Raw genomic sequence first — 20033 nt, 5'->3', positions numbered from 1 at the left:
GGAAAAAACCAGTGCTATTGCGTTCAATAGGTATGAGGAATTGTCATATGATTGCACCCCGCCGTTTCTTGCCTTCAATCTCGTCCTTGCTTGCGCTTGAAGCCGTAGATCGGCTGGGCAGCGCATCTGCTGCTGCGGCTGAGCTGTCCTTGACACAAAGCGCGATCAGCCGGCAATTGAAGACGATGGAGGATCAGCTGGGCGTGCAATTGATTGAGCGCAGCCAGATGCGATTGCACTTGACGCCAGCAGCCAAAGACTATGTGCAAACCGCAAGGTCTGCTGTTCAGGATCTGGCGCAGGCCGCACTGAAACTCAAAGCCAACCCGGCGGGTGGGTCACTTGATCTATCGATCCTTCCCGCGTTCGGCATGCATTGGCTGGCACCCCGCCTTCAGGATTTTGCGCGACGGCACCCTGAGGTCACCGTCAATCTGGGTACCCGCCTCAAACCGTTTGATTTCATGTCTGAATCATTTGATGCCGCGATCCATTTCGGTCAGCAAGACTGGGCGGGCGTTCAGTATTTACCGATCATGCGGGAAGAAGTCCTGCCCGTCTGCGCCCCTGCCCTTACCGCTGTCAATTTCAATAGCTTGGGTGCTCTCCGCGCCGCGCCACTGCTGCATCTGGAGTCGCGTCCGGATGCCTGGGAGCGCTGGTTTGAGATACAGGGCCAGCCCGTCACCGGCCTACGGGGAATGCTGTTCGATCAGTTTTCGACCATGATTCAGGCCACGATTCATGGGTTGGGCGTGGCTCTGTTACCGTCATATCTGGTGCAGGATGATTTGCGCACCGGGCGGCTTGTCCAGGCATGGGACGGGCCGCGCGTGAGCCTTGGCAGCTATTATCTGGTCTGGCCGAATGACCGCTCGATGCCCGAGCCTCTACGGTCTTTCCAAGCCTGGATCAGTGAACAGATTGGGGCAGACGCCCACGCCTAACGCGGCCTTAGAACTTGCCGTTGTCATTTTTCCATTCGCTGCGTGGTGCAATGGACTCAACCGTGTCCCAGTGTTCGACGATCTTGCCATCTGCAACGCGGTACAGATCATAAAATGCGCTGTGAGTGCCCTGATATTCACCTTCGCACACGGTCAGTACAAAATCCCCTTCCGCCAATACCCGATGCAGATGCTGATAGTTTAGGGCGTTCCTATCGGCCAATGCGGTCCTCAAGGCAGTCAAATTATCAGAGAACTGCGGACTGTGTTCTACGTAAGCGTAAGTGTTGATACAGGCCTCTATCTGGTCGAGGTTCCCGGCAATCAACGCGGTTTCGACGAAGGCGCGAACAAAGGCCCGGTTTTCCTCGGTTTGCTCGACATCCCGAACTTCGGTCGGACCATCCACCATACTGTGATCCGAGCCGTTTGGCCCCATCCGTTTCTGGATATTGTCCCAATGCTCTACCGCTTGCCCGTCTTCGAACCGGAACACTTCGAAGCCGATATTCCGCCGTGAGAAATCATATTCCGTATGCGCGAAGACAAAATCGCCGTCTTCAAAGGCGCGTACGATATTCACGCGCGGTGAGGTCTGGGACAGCCGTTTGAATAGGGATGCAAGCCCTTCGCTGCCTTCATGGGTTTGCGGATTGTGCTGGATATATCGTGCTTCATTTACCACCGAAACCGGACCCGGATCGCCCGTTTCGATGCTTTTGAGCAGGGCAGATATGCGATCTTTGTTGGACTTCTCCATACCGGGTTCCCTTCAGGTCTGACTACTCCGTGATCACAATGGCAGGCGACGTGTCAGGCATCAACGCCAGCAACAGCCAAACCCTGCGCGGCCTTCGGCCTTGCGTCTTGCGGACGGCAGGGGGCCAGGCAGGCGCGGGCTGCGTCCGCGCCTGCCTAGCCCAACGGGAGGAGACGTTCCGTAAGGAATGTGGACGACGGGCGGGAGTGTTTTGGTTCAGACGTCCAGCGAACGGGCGATGAGTTCTTTCATGACTTCATTCGTCCCGCCATAGATCATCTGGACCCGCGCATCCGCATAGAGCCGCGCGATCGGGTATTCCATCATGAACCCATAGCCGCCGAACAGTTGCAGGCATTCGTGCATCACTTCGTTCTGCACCTCAGAGCCCCAGTATTTCACCATCGAGGCCGTCGCGGCATCCAATTCACCGGCCTCCAGTTTACCAATGCAGTCATTGACGAAACTGCGCAGCACCTCGGCCTTGGTTTTACACTCGGCCAACTTGAAACGTGTGTTCTGGAAATCCATCACCCGCTGTCCGAACGCCTTGCGCTCCTGCACGTATTCCACCGTCTGCGATATGGCGAAATCGATCGCGCCCAGCGCCATGATCCCGATGGTCAGCCGCTCCCACGGCAACTGCTTCATCAGTTGATAGAACCCCTGCCCCTCTTCCGGGCCCAGCAGGTTGGTCATTGGCACCTTTACGTCTTCGAAGAACAGCTCAGCCGTATCGTTGCCCTTCATTCCCAGTTTCTTGAGGTTCCGCCCCCTCCGGAATCCGTCAGCCCCGTCGGTTTCGACCACAATCAGAGAGACACCCTTCGCCCCTAACGACTTGTCAGTTTTGGCAGCCACGATAACCAGATCAGCCGATTGCCCGTTGGTGATAAATATCTTGGACCCGTTGAGCCGATAAGAATTGCCATCCTTCTCAGCGGTCGTCTTCACCGCCTGCACATCCGATCCCGTGCCCGGCTCGGTCATGGCCAGCGCGCCGATCATCTCACCAGAGGCCAGTTTCGGCAGCCACTTCTGTTTCTGATCCTCACTGCCATAAGCGGTGATGTAGTGGGTCACGATAGACTGGATGCCATATCCCCATCCTGCGTCCCCGCGCGCAGTCTGCTCATACAAAGTAACGGAATCGAAGCCCATCCCGCCGCCGACGCCACCATATTCCTCAGCAATCGAACCGGCCATCAGACCCGTCTCTCCCGCCTGCAGCCAAAAAGTACGATCAACCGCCCCGTTCTCGGCCCATTTCTCGGTATTGGGTACCAAGGCATCATCCATGAACCGGCCCGCCATTTCAGCAAACATTCGGTGTTCGTCAGTAACCCAGGCGGCGGTGCTGGTAAAAAGCGACATCAAATAGCTCTCCAGATCAGGTGTTTGCCCAAAACTAGCCGGGTGTGTGATTCCTTCCAATCCATGTGACGTGGCGTCCAGGACAGATACTACGCAACGTCCTTGGCACCATTGCCGAATTTGGGGCCAAACGTTCACATCTGTGTTCCCACGCCTGACAGAGCAGGCCATCATCGACCATATTGCGCATACGCCCCGGACGACGCAGGAGACAGCATAATGCCCCGCGCCTTTTCTGAACTGACCTTCACACCTGCCGTTCGCGCCCATCAAGAGCGGATGGGATCCGCAGCGACCTACGCGAAATTCCTGAGCCTAGGACCAAAACAGGGCTACCAAATCGGACCGACCGAAGAGGCGTTCATTCGCGCCCGCGACGGGTTCTATCAGGCCACCGTCTCAGAAACCGGCTGGCCTTATGTGCAGTTTCGCGGTGGGCCGATAGGGTTTCTGAAAGTGCTGGACCCGCACACCATCGGCTATGCGGACCTGTCTGGTAACAAACAATATATCTCGCGCGGCAACCTGGATGGAAACGACCATGTGGCGTTGATCTTGATGGATTACGCGAACCAGCGCCGTCTCAAGATTCTTGGGCGGATGACATTCAAGGAAGGTGCCGCGGCAGCAACTGATCTTTACATCAAAGGCTCCGAGACCGAGGCAGAACGGGCCGCGATCATCAAAGTTGAAGCGTTTGACTGGAATTGCCCCCGCCACATCACGCCGCGCTTTACCGAGGCCGAGCTTCGGCCACATCTGAATGATCTGGGTCAGCAACTGGCTGTTCTGCAAGCAGAAAACCAGCGTTTGCTGCGGGAATTGGCTGAGCTCAAAGCTGCTGGCGATATACGAAGCTGAAATCCGCGCCAGTTCAGATGTGAAACGAATGGCGCGCGATCCCTATGGATCTGGGCAGCAAATTGTGACGCAGGGTTGCCCTTTGGCCCAAGCTTTGCTTTGTCCTTTCTAAACATCACGACCTGCCGTCCGCTCGAGGCAGGAGCGGATAACAGAGAGGATCATCACATGGCAAAAGTTGCGTTCCTTGGCCTAGGCGTCATGGGCTACCCGATGGCCGGGCATCTTCAGGCTGCCGGCCACGAAGTCACCGTCTACAACCGCACCGCATCCAAGGCCGAGGCTTGGGTCGCCCAGCATGGCGGCGCGATGGCCCTGACACCGCGGCAAGCCGCAGAAGGGGCAGAGTTCGTGATGGCCTGCGTTGGCAATGACGACGATCTGCGTATGGTTTGCACAGGTGAAGATGGCGCCTTTCACGGAATGGCCAAGGGTGCGGTATTTGTTGATCACACCACCGTCTCGGCCAAGGTCACGCGCGAGTTGTACGAGGCTGGCAAGACACAGGGGGTTGCTTTTGTGGACGCCCCGATCTCGGGCGGTCAGGCGGGAGCCGAAAATGGTGTGCTATCGATCATGTGCGGCGGTGACATGGACGCTTATCGTGCTGCTGAGCCGGTGATGCAGGTCTATTCCAAAATCTGCCGCCGCATTGGAGACAGCGGCGCGGGTCAAATGACCAAAATGTGCAACCAGATCGCGATTGCAGGGCTGGTGCAGGGCCTGAGCGAAGCATTACATTTTGCCGAAAAGGCTGGGCTGGATGGTCGGGCTGTGGTCGAGGTGATTAGCCAAGGCGCGGCAGGCAGCTGGCAGATGGCGAACCGGTATGAGACTATGCTGGATGACCATTTTGAGCATGGCTTTGCAGTCGACTGGATGCGCAAGGATCTGGGAATCTGTCTAGATACCGCCAATGAGACCGGGGCTTCACTACCAGTGACGGCGCTGGTCGACCAGTTCTACAAAGACGTGCAGAAACTTGGCGGAGGCCGGTGGGATACGTCCTCGTTGTTCAAACGGTTGCGAGCACTGGACTGAGCAAAGGGGGGGCTGTCTGCCCCATCGCGCCAGGGCGCGACTCCGCCCGAAGATATTTTTGGCCAGATGAAGAGGATCACCGTGGCAGTTGCAAGAGATAGCGCATGAGCGACTTGAACACTTTCTGGGCTGGTCGCCTGCGTGAACACTGGGGTCTGGACGCCCGTCTGACGCGTCTGGATGGGGAGTACGACCTCAACTTTGTGGTCAAAGCCACCAACGGGCAGGATTATGTGCTCAAGGTGATGCGCGCGGGGTGCGATGCGGCATTGGTCGATCTACAGATCAAGGCGCTGGGACATCTCAGCGCAGCAGCGCCCGGATTGCCCTTTCCTGCCGTTTATCCCGATTTGAACGGGATGATGTTACCTGAGATTGCCGACGCGCATGGGCAACCGCGACAGGTCTGGCTGCAGGAACGACTGCCGGGGGCATGCTATGCAAGCAGCGCGCCCAAGACCGAAGACCTGATACTAAAACTGGGCCGTGTTCTGGGCGCAACCGACCGGGCGCTGGAGGGGTTCACCCACGAGGGCTTGCATCGCGCGGATTTCAAATGGGATTTGACGCGGGCGAGTTGGATCGTCGACCAACTAGAGGCCATCTCTGATCCGGCAAGACGCGCGCGCGTTCAACAAATCGCTGAGGATTTTGAGGCAATCTCTGATCAACTGGGTGCATTGCCAAAGCAGGCGATTCACAATGATGCCAATGATTACAATATCCTTGTCGAAGGCAATCTGGGCGAACGACGCAGCATCTCGGGTCTGATCGATCTTGGCGACATGTGCGCGGCGCCGCGCGTTTGCGATCTGGCTATTGCCGGGGCCTATGTCGTTCTGGACCACCCTAAACCCGAGCGCGCATTGGCTGCGCTGGTACGCGGGTATCACGCCGCCAATCGGTTACGCCCGGATGAGATCGACCTGATCTGGCCTTTGTTGCAAGCACGGTTGGCGGTGTCCGTGGTGAATTCGACGCTGATGGCGATTGAGAACCCGGATGATCCGTATGTCACGATCAGCCAGGCCCCAGCGTGGCGATTGATTGAAAATGAGGCAATCAATGGCGCACTCATGCCCGCCCGATTGCGCGCAGCGTGTGGCTTGCCCGTTGTGGACGGGGCCGAGCGCATTCACGCCTACCTGTCCGGCCATCGCGGACAATTCGCGCAGATGTTCGGGCAGAATCTGAGCGACGCACCGATGGGCTCACTGTCGGTGGAAAACTCAACCTGGCCTCAAAACCCGTTCCACATGCCGCTGGACGAGGCGGCGCGGGTTGGTGAGGAGTTTGGGGATGGTCTCTGGCTTGGGTATTACAGCGAGCCACGCCTGATCTATGCTGAGCCGGGGTTTCGCAAGGGACCGTGGAAAGCGTCGGATCGGCGCACAGTGCATCTGGCCGTGGATGTGTTTGCACCCGCCGGAACAGTGCTGCATGCACCTCTCAGCGGTCGGGTCGAAGCGGTTGAAAACAGGGACGCGCATCTCGACTATGGCGGGGTTGTGATCCTGCACCACGAAACGCCCGAAGGGGATGCATTCTACACGCTTTATGGCCATCTGGACCCTGAGGTGAGTGAGCGTTTGAAACCAGGTGACCCGGTGGCTCAGGGTGCAGCTTTTGCCCGTCTGGGCGATGCCAGTCAGAATGGCGGATGGGCCCCGCATGTGCATTTCCAACTGGCGCTGACGACCGACGGTATGCAGGCCGACTGGCCGGGCGTAGCGGATCCTGATGAGCTCGAGCTTTGGCACGCGGTCTGCCCCAACCCCGCAGCACTGTTGAACTTGCCTGATGAAAAGGTTTTCTATCAACCAACCGACAAGCAGGCGATTCTACAGGACAGGCGCGAACACTTCGGCGGCAATCTCAGCCTGACATACGACGACCCGGTCATGCTGGTGCGTGGCTGGAGGCATCACCTGTTCGATGAATGGGGGCGACCCTATCTGGATGCCTACAACAACGTTCCGCATGTAGGCCATGCGCATCCGCGTATTCAGGCGGTTGCAGCGGATCAGCTGAAGCGCATGAATTCGAACACACGCTATCTGCACCCGGCGCAAACCGCTTTTGCCGACAAGGTATTGTCGAAACTGCCGGATCACCTTGAGGTCTGTTTCTTCGTCAACTCAGGGACAGAGGCCAACGAATTGGCTCTGCGTCTGGCGCGCGCGCATACCGGGGCAAAAGGGATCGTGACGCCCGATCACGGCTATCACGGCAACACAAACGCTGCGGTGGCGATCTCGGCCTACAAATTCAACAAACCTGGCGGTATTGGGCAGGCAGATTGGGTGGAACTGATTGAGGTCGCGGATGACTATCGCGGCTCGTTCCGGCGTGATGACCCCGAGTGTGCTCGGAAGTTTGCTGACCTGATTGATCCGGCGATTTCGGCATTGCAGGCAAAAGGGCAAGGCCTAGCCGGGTTCATCGCTGAAACATTCCCCTCGGTCGGGGGACAGATCATTCCACCAAAAGGCTATCTGTCTGCGATATATGAAAAAATCCGTGCCGCCGGAGGGGTCTGCATTGCCGATGAAGTCCAGACTGGCCTCGGGCGCCTGGGCGACTATTACTTCGGCTTTGAACATCAGGGCGCGCTGCCTGACATAGTGGTAATGGGGAAGCCCATCGGCAACGGCCACCCGCTGGGTGTGCTGGTCACTACCAAAGAGATCGCCGAAAGCTTCGACAACGGGATCGAGTTTTTCTCGACCTTCGGCGGCTCAACCCTGTCCTGCCGGATCGGAAAAGAGGTGCTGGACATCGTCGACGATGAAGGCCTTCAAGAGAACGCCCGTGTGATGGGGGCTCACCTGCTGGATGGCCTCAAACAGATCGAAGCGGACTTTGGCTGTGTCGGCGATGTGCGCGGTATCGGCCTCTTCTTGGGTGTGGAACTGATTAACCCGGATGGCTCGGAAAGCGGTGAGATTTGCAGCTACGTCAAGAATCGGATGCGCGATCATCGCATTCTGATCGGCAGCGAGGGACCCAAGGACAATATCCTGAAAATCCGGCCACCGCTAACCATCGAAGCAGAGGACGTCGACATGATTCTTTGGGCGCTGCGGGAGGTTCTTGGCGAAGTGGGTGACTACAGCCCTGCCCCCATGTGCGATTACGATCATCATCATGCGGGCTGCGGCTGCAGCTAAGAAACACAAAACCCCAGCGAAATTGCTGGGGTTTTGTCGCCGTCGATCAGTGGAGCACTGAATGTGGGGGGTGGTGCCCGGTCGTCGGCAAAGGGATCGAAATGGTCATCCGGCGTAACGCCAAGCCCAGTTCCTCGGACAACGAGGCCAGTGCCGGGGCGAAATCGGGCCGTACGATCAGCGAGGCCATCATCATTGCATCTTCACGCGCCCCTTCAGAGGCGGCACCGATCATCTGGGCAAAACAATTCTCATCAGCGCCCAGACATGCACATCCCAGCCCATGACGCACCAGCGGACGGCGACCGTGATGTGCACAAAGTGAACACAGCCGGTCCAGCGTCAGCATCGTGGCGCGTCCCTGATCTGCACCCAGCGCGATGTCAAAATCGTTTGCGGCATTTGCCCGGCCTTCGACCCCATCACCCCAAAGCCGCAGATACATGACGGCTCCGGCCTCAATGGGGTTCAGGTCAGCCAGACGGCCAACAGCCGCCCCGCCACGCGAAGAAGGTGCGCTCATTTTGTCAGGATCAGTTTGCCTGCGCGGGTGATACGCAGCGTATAAAGCTGATCGCCCAGCTCGATATGGGCCAAATTGCCGCCATTGGTGAGGTCTTCCGCCTTGTGGGCCGGAAGCATCGAAACAGCGAAGCTAAGGGTCGAGGTAGGGGTTTGCGCGTTCATTGGGGCATCTCCAGAGCATCTGTGGCACTTGGCCTTGTCTGTCTTCGTTTCGCTTGATCTGGCTGACCCTGTTTTGGGCTGGCTATCTGTTCGTGTGATTAATCTGATAAAAATAGTAAGGTTTGTCAAGCTGCTGTTTTTTCAATCGCTCCCACGGGTCTCTATTGCGCCGTCGCACAGCACGACCTAGGCATTGGATATCAACAAACAAAGGCGGATTCGCAGATGGCAGCAGTTGTCGTATTTGATCTGGATGGCACCCTGATAGACAGCCTTGCCGACCTTGCAGCTGCGGTAAACCGAATGCTGCACGATCAGGGGCACCCCGCCTTGCCTCAGGATACGATCCGGGGATTCGTCGGGAACGGATTACCCAAGCTGGTCGAGCGGGCGATGATGCATTGCGGGCTGGAGCCAACGCTTCACAAGGACCTGACACAGCTTACTCTGAAGCACTACAATGCAGGCGCCTGCGATCAGACCGTAGTTTATCCCGGCGTGATCCAGGCGCTGGATGAGCTTCGCGATATGGGCTGTGCGCTTGGGGTCTGCACCAACAAACCCGAAGCCCCTGCCCGGCATGTGCTGGGCGAACTTGGCCTGCTACCCTATTTCAACACGGTCTTTGGTGGAGACACGCTGGATATACGCAAACCCGATCCAGAGCACTTGCACGCCTGTTTCAAGACCCTTCAAGCCGCAGGCCCACAGATCTTCGTTGGCGACAGTGAGGTTGATGCCGAAACTGCGCAACGGGCTCAGGTTCCGTTTTTGCTGTTTGAACAGGGATATCGAAAGTCGCCGGTTTCGGACATGCCGCACACGCTCAGCTATGATAACAGTACCGCACTGCCTGCACTTGTTCGGAAAATCCTGACGCAGGCATAGACCCCAAAAAAGGTCGAGGGGCCGGCCAAGGGGGTAAGAAGCCAGCCCCTCATCGGGGGAAATTAGTGAAAGTGGATTGGGCGCACTGGCCCGGTAGTTAATGAAAAGTTAACGCACCTGCGCGGATCGCGAAATTGGGGGATTCCCGTAGTGCTGCGATTTTTTTCCCGATCTCCCAAATTATTTTGCGCGCAGAAGCCTAAAAACTGGGATTTATGCGGCTTTCTCAGCCGCGGCACGCGCGATCACCAGTTCCTCGTTCGTCGGAATGACCATCAGTTTCACACGTGACAGGTCGGTCGAGATGACGCGCAGATTGTCCGCGTTTGCATCGTGGTCCAGTTCAAGACCCAACCACCCCATGTCAGTGCAGATACGGTCGCGGATATAGGTCGAGTTCTCACCGATCCCGCCGGTAAACACGACGGCGTCCAGACCTCCCAACACGGCGGCCAAAGCGCCCAGCTCGCGGCGTATCCGGAACGTGTAGTAGTTGATGGCATTGCGTGCACCCGGCGTATTCGAGGCCTCAAGCGTACGCATATCATTGGTCATTCCGGAAAGGCCAAGCAACCCGGATTTACGATACAGAAGATCCGAAATCTCATCCGCATTCATGCCTTGCTGATCCATCAGATACAGCACAACGCCCGGATCCAGCTGGCCACAACGCGTTCCCATCGGCAAACCATCCATGGCCGAGAACCCCATGCTTGAACCGACCGAGCGACCTCCGATCATGGCGCACATCGAGGCACCGTTGCCAAGATGCGCCACAACCACCCGTCCGCCATGTATCAGCGGCGCAGTCTTGGCCAGATGGTCCGAGATGTAATCATAGCTCAGACCGTGGAAGCCATAGCGCCGAACGCCCATATCGTAATACTCGGTCGGCAATGCGAAGGTGTCATTGACCCAAGGGTGGTGGCGGTGAAAAGCGGTATCGAAACAGGCAACCTGCTTGGCATTGGGGAACCTGTCCATCGCAGTACGTGCGCCCTGCAGATTGTAAGGTTGGTGCAGGGGCGCAAAAGGCTCGAGTTTTTCCAGCATCTGCAAGCTTTCGGGGGTCAGCAGAATGGGCCTGTCATTATCCGGGCCGCCATGCACGATGCGGTGTCCAACCGCGGTCACGCCCGCCGACGGAAACTGCCGTTCCAGCAAATCCAGAATATAGTCCAGGGCGCTGGCCTGATCACGCAGCGCCTCGGATGTGGTATCGGCCAGCACACGGCCATCCGTGGTCTCTGCTTTGATGCGCGCCGCAGGGCTGCCGATGCGTTCCACCTCTCCCGAACAGACAAGGATCGGATCTGCTTCGCCCGCGGAGAACAACCCAAACTTCAGCGAGGACGAGCCTGAATTCAGTGTGATGATATGGTCCATCAGATCTTACCCGACATCCGCGCCGCATGCAGGGCCGCGACGGCACAGGAAACCAGCCGCGCCTTTTCGCCATCTGCGCGACTGGTCAGAATAATCGGTACGCGCGCGCCCAGCACCACCCCGGCAGCCTCGGCGTGCGCGATATACGTCAGTTGCTTGGCTAGCATGTTGCCTGCGTCCAGATTGGGTACGACAAGAATGTCTGCCCGTCCGGCCACCTCGGACACGATCCCTTTGGTGCGCGCCGCGGCCAGGCTGACCGCGTTGTCCATGGCAAGCGGCCCATCGACCAAGCCACCCCTGATCTGCCCCCGCTCGGCCATCTTCGACAGCAATGCGGCATCAATCGACGACCGGATAGCCGGATTCACCGTCTCGACCGCCGACAGAACACCCACTTTCGGAGCGCCAATTCCGATTGAGATTGCCAGATCGATCGCGTTCTGCGTGATGTCGATCTTGGTTTCCAGATCCGGCTCGATATTGATGGCCGCATCGGTCACCAGCAAGGGATGCGGCTGGCCGGGTATATCCATGACGAAGACATGCGTAAATCGGCGCCCCGCGCGAAGTCCACGATCCCGCCGCAACGCCGCCCGTAGCAGTTCGTCCGTATGAAGATGCCCCTTCATCAATGCTTCAACATGTCCTTCGACAACCAGATCAACCGCTTTGTTGGCGGCGTCCAGATGGTCCTTAACGGGAACGATCTCAACGTCACCCAAGGGCAACTCAATCTCACGCGCTGCTGCAGCAATCTTGTCGGGGTCACCTATCAGGACCGGCTTGATGATGGTTTCACGCGCCGCCAATAAGGCCCCCCCCAGCGAGTTGGGCTCTTCTGGGGCGACAACTGCCGTGGGGATCGGAGGCAGCGGGCGCGAGCGATCGAGCAGTGCATCAAAATGCCGGTGCCGCTCGACGACCAGACCAGGCACTTCAATCTCATTGAATGACAGTTCTTTCTCCGGAGCGATCACGACCGCGATGCCGGACACGATCAGCGCTTCATCAATAGGGCGCATCACCTGAGTTTCCAGAACTACCTCGCGGTTATCGCGTTTTTCGATAACCGTAACTCTGGCCAGCAGTTCTTCACCCGCATATGCCCGGGCGCTAAAATCCAAGCTTTGCGACTTATACAGCGTACCCGCGCCCGGCAGGATATTCCCCAAAACGGCCGAGATCAGAGCCCCAAGAAACATCTCGGGCGCGATCGCCTCGTTTATGTTATCACCGTCCCCATCTTCGTCGGCCAGGTTTAAAGGGTTATGGTTGCCGGAATTCGATGCGAAGACATAAAAATCATCCTCTGTGCAGAACCGGGTCAACTCGGCGGTTTCTCCGATCTGAAGCTGATCAAAGGGCTTGTTGTGATACTGCATTGAAACTCTCGGCGGCTGTTTTGCACCGATCATTATGAGATTTCAGGTAAATTTCCAATGACGTTCGGTGGGTTTCTAGGGCTCAAACCCATCTGGCACACCAAACAGTGGCGCATCCAGTGTGGTCCCGGTCAATGCACCCATGAACGCCACCAGATCTGCGACCTGGGCATCGGTCAGTTCCAGCGGTTCGATGTCAATTTTCTGGCGATGACGCTCCATCTCGAACCGGTCCTGCCAGACGATGAAATCAACATTCTCAAGCCACGGCACGTTGGGCAGCCCGGCCAAATCAGGGGTCCAGGCAGCGAGGCTCTGAGATGGGTTCAAGTGGTGGCGAATAATGCCTTCCAGATCGGGAAAGGCACCGTTGTGACCATAGGGCGCCGTCTCTGTCACATTGCGCAGCATCGGTGTGCGGAAACGATAGGCGTCCTCAAGACGGTTGCTTTCACCCATATGACCCACGTCGCGGGCATAGGGGTCCCATTGGCGGGTCTTGCCCGGTCCAAATGGCGGCAGGCTCAGCGCGTGGAATTTTTGATCCGATAGCAACGGGCCGGAATGGCAGTTTGCGCAACCTGCCTCACCATAGAACAAGGTCATACCACCGTATTGCTCTGGCGTCAGAGCGGCATGGTCTCCGGCCAGATATTGGTCGAACGGACTGTCGGTGCTGCGCCATTCCAGCGCCATGAACGCGGCCAGCACGTTGGCGATCTGAGTGATCGTTACGTCTTCGGAGGTATTGATTTCGTCGAACGCCTTGACCATTGCGGGCCCATAGCGCGGATCTGTGCGTACCCGTTTGGCGAGGATCGGCCAGCCCTTGTCGATGCGGTCATGCACCGCGCCGGTGACCTGATTTTCGGCCACATTCCCGGCCATTTCAAACTGCGAAGTCAGCGGGAAAAGCGCCTGCGCGGCCAGCAGCGAATTCAAGCCGTCCGGCAACCACTCCTGCGCGGGCGAATTGAAGCCGTTACCGTAGACGTCAGAGATACTTAGGCGACCGTCATGGAAGACCGTGTGAAGGTCCTTTGCCCCAAGGTTCCAAAGCCCCGGCGAATTGCGGGGAATACGCTTGCGGATTTTGTCCGCTCCGGTGCCCGGCGTGCGATCTGGGCCAAGCCCCTGCCCGCCCTCGCCAATGCCCAGCGACAACCCGTCCGAGGTGCCAAAATCCGGGTGGTGGCAGTGGGCACAGCTGATGTTCTGGTTGCCCGACAAGATCGGATCGTAAAACAGTTGATGACCGATGGCGGCCTGTTCCATATCAAAGGGGATGAAATCGTCATCCGTCAGCGGGCGCGGCAGATCCTGAGCTGCCGCAGCCCCTGCCAAAAGGAAAGCAACCCCATGCGCCAGTTTGTATTTGCCCTGTGCCTTCTCGCGACCCCAGCGCTGGCTGAACTGGAAAAAGCACGCGATCTGATGGAGGCCGGAGAGTTTGAAGCCGCGCGTGAGGAATTGCTGCCGGCAGCGCGGTCCGGCAATGCCGAAGCCGAGGAATTGATCGGTGTGATGTACGGGTTGGGACTTGGAGTCGAACAGGACTATGAACGCGCGTTTGAATGGTACTTGCGCGCCTCGATGAAAGGTCATCCCGGGGCGCAATCTGGTATCGGTTGGTACTACGAGTTGGGTCTGGGCATGCCCGCGCCTGATCTGGTTCGAGCGTACATGTGGTACACGCTCAGCACCATTGGCGGCGACCCCGATGCGGCGATCAGCCTTGAAGAAGTGGTCAAAAAAATGTCGCCGGAGCAGATCGAGAAGGCGCATGTTCTGGTCAACGACTACAAAGGGTGGATGTACCCGTTTCGGTGAGGGCCGGACCCCAGGGCCCGGCCCAGCAATTCAGTTGAGATCCGCATCACGTGAGGCATTAACATCCGCCTCGGCTGCTGCCACAGCGTCAGTCAACGCTACAAAGATCTCATCACCACGTGCCACATTGGACTGGAACCAGTCATAGACCGGGGTTGCGGCTTCTTTGAAAGCAGCTTTCTGGTCGGGTGTAAGGACATAAAGGTCACCACCGCCGGCAACGAAATCCTCATACGCCTGGATCGACTTGCGCTTGGGTGAGGCAAAGGTCGCTTGCTGCAGCGCATAAAACCCGTCGACTACCACGCGGCGCATATCTTCTGGCATCTCCTGGAACTTGGCGTTGTTCATCCACCACAGCGCACCCATGTAGGCATGCCCATCCAGCGTGACATATTGCAGGCCTGCATCAGGGAACTTCATACCCATGATGTCAGTGATGCCGTTTTTTGAGCCCTCAACCACGCCGGTCTGGAAGCTGGTGAACAGTTCTGGCCACGGGATCGGGGTCGGTGATGCACCCAGTGCTTTGACCAGCTCCTGCGGCAGGTCGGCAACCACGGTGCGGATTTTCAGACCTTCCATGTCAGCCGGCTCAGCAACACGGCGTTGCGTATTGGCGAAGTTGCGCCAGCCACCTGTATTGCCGATTGTCATCAGACGGATCGCACCGCCGGAATCCTCCAGCGCCATGTCGCGCATCTGCCGGGTGAAATCACCAGATAGGACATGTTCGGCAATGCGGTCATCGGCCATCAGGTAAGGCAGGTCCAGAACCTGCACGTAAGGGAAGATGCCCGAGGCCCCTCCAGAGGTTGAGATGTAGATGTCGATCGTACCGTCTGCCACACCCTGCAGACACTCGGCACCGTTCGAGCAGAGCTGCGTACCTATGAACAGCTCAACCTCAATGGCTCCGTTCGAGGCCGCCTCAACGTAGTTCTTGAAAACGACCAGACCGTCATAGTCTTCGTCGTTTTCATTCGAGTTTGCTGTGGCGCGTAGCGTGTAGTCGGCGGCAGCCGCAGCAATCGCAGACGCGGCCACTAGCGACGTGGCCACCGCTGCGGTTTTGATAAATCTTCTGAGCATGCGTTTCCTCCCTGTGATACTCAGTTCAGTTTGCAAATCCCGTTATCCTCGGGATCGTCATGGATAGTGCGGGGATGTATGTGATCAAGAAGATCACGATGATTTCGACCGCCAGAAACGGCAGGATTGCCTTGGCGATGGTTTCAACCCGTTCCCGAGACACGGCGGCGGCTACGAACAGCACCAGCCCCATGGGCGGGGTGGCCAGACCGACAGTCAGGTTGACGCTCATGATAATGGCAAAATGGATCGGGTCTACACCGAGGCTGGTGAAGATCGGACCGAGGATCGGACCAAGGATGATGATCGCAGGGCCTGCATCCAGGAACATTCCAACAATGAACAGCAGCAGGTTGATCAGGAACAGCAGGATCAGCGGGTTTTCCGACAGGCTGAGGATCAGCGAGGCCAGTTGTTCGGGCGCATGGCTGAGGCTGACCACCGTCTTGAAGGCCATTGCCGCCCCGACCAACAACAGGACGACAGCTGAGGTCATACCTGCATTGCTGAGCACTTCGGGGACTTCTTTCCACGTCAATGTGCGCAGGACGAAGAAACCGATGATGAAGGCATACCCTACTGCGACTGCGGCGGCCTCGGTTGGGGTAAAGATGCCACCCAGTATTCCGCCCAGGATGATCACAGGGGTCATCAGTGGGAAGAACGCCTTTAGGCTGGCCTGACGGCGTTCCGGCCAAGTGTATTTACGGCTGGCGACCGGGAAGTCGTAGCGATCCGCCATCAGCTTGATCATGAGCATCAAACCGACACCGACCATGACCCCAGGCACGATGCCAGCGAGAAAGAGCGCAGCCACACTTTCACCCATGACATAGGCATAGATGATCATGATGCCCGAGGGCGGGATGATCGGCCCGATCACCGAACTGGCTGCCGTGATCGCGGCGGCAAATTTGCGGGTATAGCCTTGCTTCTCCATCGCCGGGATCAGCATTGACCCAAGCGCCGAAGTATCGGCGACAGCGGATCCTGAAAGGCCCGCGAACAGGATCGAGCTGAGGACGTTCACATGCGCAAGGCCGCCCCGCAGGTGGCCCATCAGGGCCTGGCTGAACTCCACAAGTCGGATGGTAATGCCGCCCCGGTTCATCAGTTCTCCGGCCAGCATGAAGAAAGGGATCGCCATCAGCGGGAAGCTATCCATACCGTTATAGACATTGCGATAGAGCAGCGTAATGTCGTTGGTCTGACCGCTAAGCCATAGCAGAATGCCGGGCGCTGCCAGCAGTGCGAAAAAGACCGGCAGGCCGATCAGCAGGAAAATCAGGAAGGTGGGCAGGAACCAAATCAGCATTTATTCAGCCCCCACCGCAGCTTCGGGAATTTCAGGCAAAAGATGTGCTCCGCCCAACATGGTTACTATCGACCGCAAGATCAGTTCGATATTGACCGAGATCAGCAAGATGATCCCAACCAGCAGCGAGGCCATCATCCAACTGCGCGGAATACGGTACCATTCATCGAACCCGAAAGAGGTAGGCAGGTACAACGCCGCAGTGGCGAACCGGCCACCAAAGCCCGTAACCTCAGACCAGCCGATATTGACCGCAACAAGCAGCACGGCCAGCGAGATCAGCAGCAGGAACAAATTGAGCGATTGACCAAGCACGCGCGGCAGGAAGCGCGCAAGCATATCGATGGCGACGAACCCTCCGCGACGGAAAGCTGTGGGGGCCATCAGGCCCGTCATCCAGAGCATGCAGAACCGGGCAGCCTCATCCGGCCATGGCAGGGCGTTGCCCAAGACATATCGGAAGAACACCTGAATCAGGATCGCGATAACCATAACTGCAATCGCAACAACACCGACCGCGCGGCCCAGACGCAGCACGGTTTCGTTCACGAATGCAATCGGCGTCAACGCCGATGCCAGTCCGCCCATGCGGATCCTCCCACTGTCAGCTGCGGGTTTGACCCGCAGTCGTCATATCGCGCTTAGCTCTGCGCGAATTGGCCGAGTTTTCCGGCAAAGAACGTCAGCGCGTCTCCATCCGCCATGCTGACTTTCAGAACTTTGCCCACCACGATCACATGATCGCCTGCATCGTGATAAGCGTGCTGCTCGCATTCGAACCGGGCAAGACTGCCCGGCAACAACGGGGTGCCGTTTTCACAACGGTCATGTTCGATATCACGCAGCGCATGGGCGTCTTTTGAACAGCCAAAGCACAGCTCGGCCTGTTCAGCAGACAGAACATGCACACTGAAGTGACGCGCCGCGTGAAAATAGCGGAACCGGCGCGAATTGCGGTCGCCCGCCCACATCACCAGCGGCGGATCCAGCGACAGGGACGAAAAGCTGTTGGCGGTAATGCAGATTGGCCCATCCTCACTGTCGCAGGTCACGACAGTAACTCCGGTGGCAAAACGGCCAAAAGCATCGCGCAGGGTTCGCGTGTCGTCCTTATGCGGGACGAATGTATGGTTCATATCGCGCGAGATTGCGTTCATCATGGCACCTCATGTCCCAGCGCCGCCTCATACAGGCGGTACCAGCTTTCACGATCCAGCTTGACCTTCAACGCATCCGAGGCGCGTTTGATACGGCCCAGATTATTTGTGCCCAAAACCGGCAGGATGTTCGCCGGATGCGCGAGCAGGAAGGCAACCGCAACGGCGGCGCGGTCCACCCCGAAATCCTCGGCTATCTCATCCGCGACAACACCAACCGGAGGGTTCCCCGCCATCAAAAGGCCCCCGCCAAGCGGGGACCACGCCATCAGCGGATGACCATGCTGTTGATGGAACGCCAGATCACCGTTGGTGAACGGGCTGATCTCGCCCAGAGATATCTCGATCTGATTGGTGACCAACTGGGTTTTCATCGCCGACTGCAGCAAAGACCAGTCCCAAGGGCGGAAGTTGGACACACCAACCGCGCCGACCTTGCCACTGGCAACCACCTCATCCAGCGCCGCACCGGTTTCATGGTGATCCATCATTGGATCCGGGCGGTGGATCAGAAGCAAGTCGATGTGGTCGATCGCCATTTCCGACAGAGATGTATCGACCGATTTCAGAATATGCGCACGCGACGTGTCGTAATATTTGACCTTGGCCTCGGCATAACGCCCCATCGGCGCGACGATGTCACATTTGGTGACGATCTCCATTTTCTGGCGCAGGCTGGGATTGGTGCGCAAGGCATTGCCCAGAACGGCTTCGGCCGCGTATCCGCCATAAATGTCGGCCTGATCGAAGGTGGTGATGCCCTGATCCAGACAGGCCTGAATCTTGGCCTCAACATGCGCAGTCGAGGTGTCACTGTCATCACCCAAGCGCCACATGCCATAGACAAGACGGCTCATTTCCAGCGTGTCAGATAGTTTCACACGTTGCATCAGCGACGAACTCCGTTGCCCAGCGGGGTTGCCGGGGTGGTTGCTGGCACGCGCCCGTAAGCTTCGGGAAGCGAGCAGGTTTTCAGGTTGGGCATCACACGGGCGCCAAAATGCTTGGCCTCGTCCATGTGCGGGTAGCCCGAGAAGATGAAGGCGCGGATGCCCATCTTCTGATACTCTTCGATTTTAGACATAACTTGATCGGTCGAACCGACCAGCGCAGCACCACAGCCCGACCGTGCGCGTCCGACGCCGGTCCACAGTCCAGGTTCGACATAGCCATATTCGTCGGCCAGATCGCGGTTCTTGGATTGATGCGCCACGCCCAAGGATGTCGCGTCCAGTGCCCGCTCGCGGATCGCACGACCATATTCGTCATCCAGTTTCGAGACGATGTAGTCGGCGTATTCCTGTGCCTCAGCCTCGGTATCGCGAACAATCATGTGGACGCGCAGACCGTAGTCCAGAGTACGATTGTAATTCTCGGCAACCGCATGAACGGCTTTCATCCGCTCGGCCAACTGATCCTTTGTTTCCGGCCACATCAGGTAGACATCGCAATGTTCACCGCACAGGTCCAAAGCAGACGGCGAGTAGCCGCCGAAATACAGCAGTGGGCCACCGGTCTGGTAAGGCCGAGCCGGGTCGGTGGTCAGGCCTGAAAAGTTATAGACCTCGCCCGCATGGTTGATTTCGTCCTGCGTCCAGGCCTGTTTCAGGATCTCGACCGCTTCGCGCGAACGCTGATAGCGGTACGCACTGTCGGCTTTCTCGCCCGGGAAATCGGACGAGATGATGTTAACCGTCAGCCGCCCCTTAAGCATGTGGTCCAGCGTCGCGATGGTGCGGGCCAGCATGATGGGCTGCATTTCACCACAGCGCACGGCGGCCAGCAGGTTGATCTTTTCAGTGATCGGGGCGCAGCCTGCAACAAAGCTCAACGTATCCTGACCGACCTGATACGATGACGGACACAGGATGTTGCGAAACCCTTGCGCCTCGGCCTCTTTCACGATGCCCGAACAATGCTCCCAGCTGGATCGCAGTTCACCATCGGGCACACCCAGAAACTGGTAGTCATCCGAGCAAAGCGCTGCAAACCACGAAACCTCGGCCGCATCCAGGTCGGGGGATGTGATGGGGACGATGGTCATTTGATTCACGCTCCGTACATCTTTGACTTTCCTCTTGCGTAGCAAGCGCATTGATGTAGATCAATAGTGTATCAATTTTTCCTGCGACCGAGTGAA

The 20033-nt window shown here is 57.8% G+C and carries 19 protein-coding genes; 6 read left to right on the top strand and 13 right to left on the bottom strand.

What is annotated here, in order from left to right:
- Positions 1–47: 47 nt before the first annotated feature.
- Positions 48–947 carry a LysR substrate-binding domain-containing protein gene (locus ACR0NM_RS17465; protein WP_480615894.1) on the top strand — a complete coding sequence of 300 codons (900 nt, stop codon included), beginning with the start codon at positions 48–50 and terminating at the stop codon, positions 945–947.
- A gap of 7 nt (positions 948–954) precedes the next feature.
- On the opposite strand, the gene ACR0NM_RS17460 is transcribed toward ACR0NM_RS17465, so the two are convergent.
- Together ACR0NM_RS17460 and ACR0NM_RS17455 are read right to left on the bottom strand one after the other, a co-directional pair.
- The gene (locus tag ACR0NM_RS17460; protein ID WP_480615892.1) at positions 955–1707 is read right to left on the bottom strand and encodes a nuclear transport factor 2 family protein; all 753 of its coding nucleotides are present in this window, start codon (positions 1705–1707) and stop codon (positions 955–957) included.
- Positions 1708–1923: 216 nt separating this feature from the next.
- A complete protein-coding gene (locus tag ACR0NM_RS17455; RefSeq protein WP_170425647.1) occupies positions 1924–3081 on the bottom strand; it encodes an acyl-CoA dehydrogenase family protein in 1158 nt (385 codons plus the stop codon).
- 219 nt (positions 3082–3300) lie between these two features.
- Between ACR0NM_RS17455 and ACR0NM_RS17450 the strand changes: the two genes are divergently transcribed.
- From ACR0NM_RS17450 to ACR0NM_RS17440, 3 genes are all read left to right on the top strand, one after another.
- On the top strand, positions 3301–3942 hold the full coding sequence (locus tag ACR0NM_RS17450; protein WP_480615890.1) for a pyridoxamine 5'-phosphate oxidase family protein: 642 nt from the start codon (positions 3301–3303) through the stop codon (positions 3940–3942).
- A gap of 114 nt (positions 3943–4056) precedes the next feature.
- Positions 4057–4983: an NAD(P)-dependent oxidoreductase gene (locus tag ACR0NM_RS17445; RefSeq protein ID WP_480459897.1), complete on the top strand. Its 927-nt coding sequence runs from the start codon at positions 4057–4059 to the stop codon at positions 4981–4983.
- A gap of 104 nt (positions 4984–5087) precedes the next feature.
- Positions 5088–8153: an aminotransferase class III-fold pyridoxal phosphate-dependent enzyme gene (locus ACR0NM_RS17440; RefSeq protein ID WP_480615888.1), complete on the top strand. Its 3066-nt coding sequence runs from the start codon at positions 5088–5090 to the stop codon at positions 8151–8153.
- Positions 8154–8199: 46 nt separating this feature from the next.
- On the opposite strand, the gene ACR0NM_RS17435 is transcribed toward ACR0NM_RS17440, so the two are convergent.
- Both ACR0NM_RS17435 and hemP read right to left on the bottom strand, forming a co-directional pair.
- Complete coding sequence (locus ACR0NM_RS17435) at positions 8200–8676, bottom strand: hypothetical protein (RefSeq protein ID WP_480615886.1); 477 nt, start codon at positions 8674–8676, stop codon at positions 8200–8202.
- Complete coding sequence (gene hemP / locus ACR0NM_RS17430; protein ID WP_480615884.1) at positions 8673–8840, bottom strand: hemin uptake protein HemP; 168 nt, start codon at positions 8838–8840, stop codon at positions 8673–8675. The genes ACR0NM_RS17435 and hemP overlap by 4 nt, the downstream gene beginning before the upstream one ends.
- A gap of 225 nt (positions 8841–9065) precedes the next feature.
- Between hemP and gph the strand changes: the two genes are divergently transcribed.
- Complete coding sequence (gene gph, locus ACR0NM_RS17425) at positions 9066–9728, top strand: phosphoglycolate phosphatase (protein WP_170595145.1); 663 nt, start codon at positions 9066–9068, stop codon at positions 9726–9728.
- Positions 9729–9941: 213 nt separating this feature from the next.
- On the opposite strand, the gene ACR0NM_RS17420 is transcribed toward gph, so the two are convergent.
- From ACR0NM_RS17420 to ACR0NM_RS17410, 3 genes are all read right to left on the bottom strand, one after another.
- On the bottom strand, positions 9942–11114 hold the full coding sequence (locus tag ACR0NM_RS17420; protein ID WP_480615882.1) for an acetate/propionate family kinase: 1173 nt from the start codon (positions 11112–11114) through the stop codon (positions 9942–9944).
- A complete protein-coding gene (locus tag ACR0NM_RS17415; protein ID WP_480615880.1) occupies positions 11114–12499 on the bottom strand; it encodes a bifunctional enoyl-CoA hydratase/phosphate acetyltransferase in 1386 nt (461 codons plus the stop codon). Before ACR0NM_RS17415 ends, ACR0NM_RS17420 begins: the two co-directional genes overlap by 1 nt.
- Positions 12500–12574: 75 nt before the next feature.
- Entirely contained in the window at positions 12575–13843 is a 1269-nt protein-coding gene (locus ACR0NM_RS17410; RefSeq protein WP_480615878.1) for a cytochrome-c peroxidase, read from the bottom strand.
- 15 nt (positions 13844–13858) lie between these two features.
- Here ACR0NM_RS17410 and ACR0NM_RS17405 point away from each other — a divergent pair, with 15 nt between their 5' ends.
- Complete coding sequence (locus ACR0NM_RS17405; RefSeq protein ID WP_480615876.1) at positions 13859–14329, top strand: tetratricopeptide repeat protein; 471 nt, start codon at positions 13859–13861, stop codon at positions 14327–14329.
- A 30-nt stretch (positions 14330–14359) separates the two neighbouring features.
- Here ACR0NM_RS17405 and ACR0NM_RS17400 read toward each other — a convergent pair whose 3' ends face one another.
- From ACR0NM_RS17400 to ACR0NM_RS17375, 6 genes are read right to left on the bottom strand one after another with little or no spacing between them, the layout of a single operon-like run.
- Positions 14360–15421: a TRAP transporter substrate-binding protein gene (locus ACR0NM_RS17400; RefSeq protein WP_170408182.1), complete on the bottom strand. Its 1062-nt coding sequence runs from the start codon at positions 15419–15421 to the stop codon at positions 14360–14362.
- Positions 15422–15446: 25 nt separating this feature from the next.
- On the bottom strand, positions 15447–16736 hold the full coding sequence (locus ACR0NM_RS17395) for a TRAP transporter large permease (protein WP_170398321.1): 1290 nt from the start codon (positions 16734–16736) through the stop codon (positions 15447–15449).
- Entirely contained in the window at positions 16737–17324 is a 588-nt protein-coding gene (locus ACR0NM_RS17390) for a TRAP transporter small permease (RefSeq protein ID WP_170398319.1), read from the bottom strand.
- A gap of 53 nt (positions 17325–17377) precedes the next feature.
- Positions 17378–17893, bottom strand: a complete 516-nt coding sequence (locus ACR0NM_RS17385; protein WP_170408253.1) for a flavin reductase family protein — start codon at positions 17891–17893, stop codon at positions 17378–17380.
- Positions 17893–18783, bottom strand: a complete 891-nt coding sequence (locus tag ACR0NM_RS17380) for an aldo/keto reductase (RefSeq protein ID WP_170425620.1) — start codon at positions 18781–18783, stop codon at positions 17893–17895. The genes ACR0NM_RS17385 and ACR0NM_RS17380 overlap by 1 nt, the downstream gene beginning before the upstream one ends.
- Entirely contained in the window at positions 18783–19937 is a 1155-nt protein-coding gene (locus ACR0NM_RS17375; protein ID WP_480615874.1) for an LLM class flavin-dependent oxidoreductase, read from the bottom strand. The genes ACR0NM_RS17380 and ACR0NM_RS17375 overlap by 1 nt, the downstream gene beginning before the upstream one ends.
- Positions 19938–20033: the final 96 nt, after the last annotated feature.

Source organism: Ruegeria sp. AF2 (genome assembly GCF_056542025.1).
This window is presented reverse-complemented; position numbering and strand designations above follow the sequence as displayed.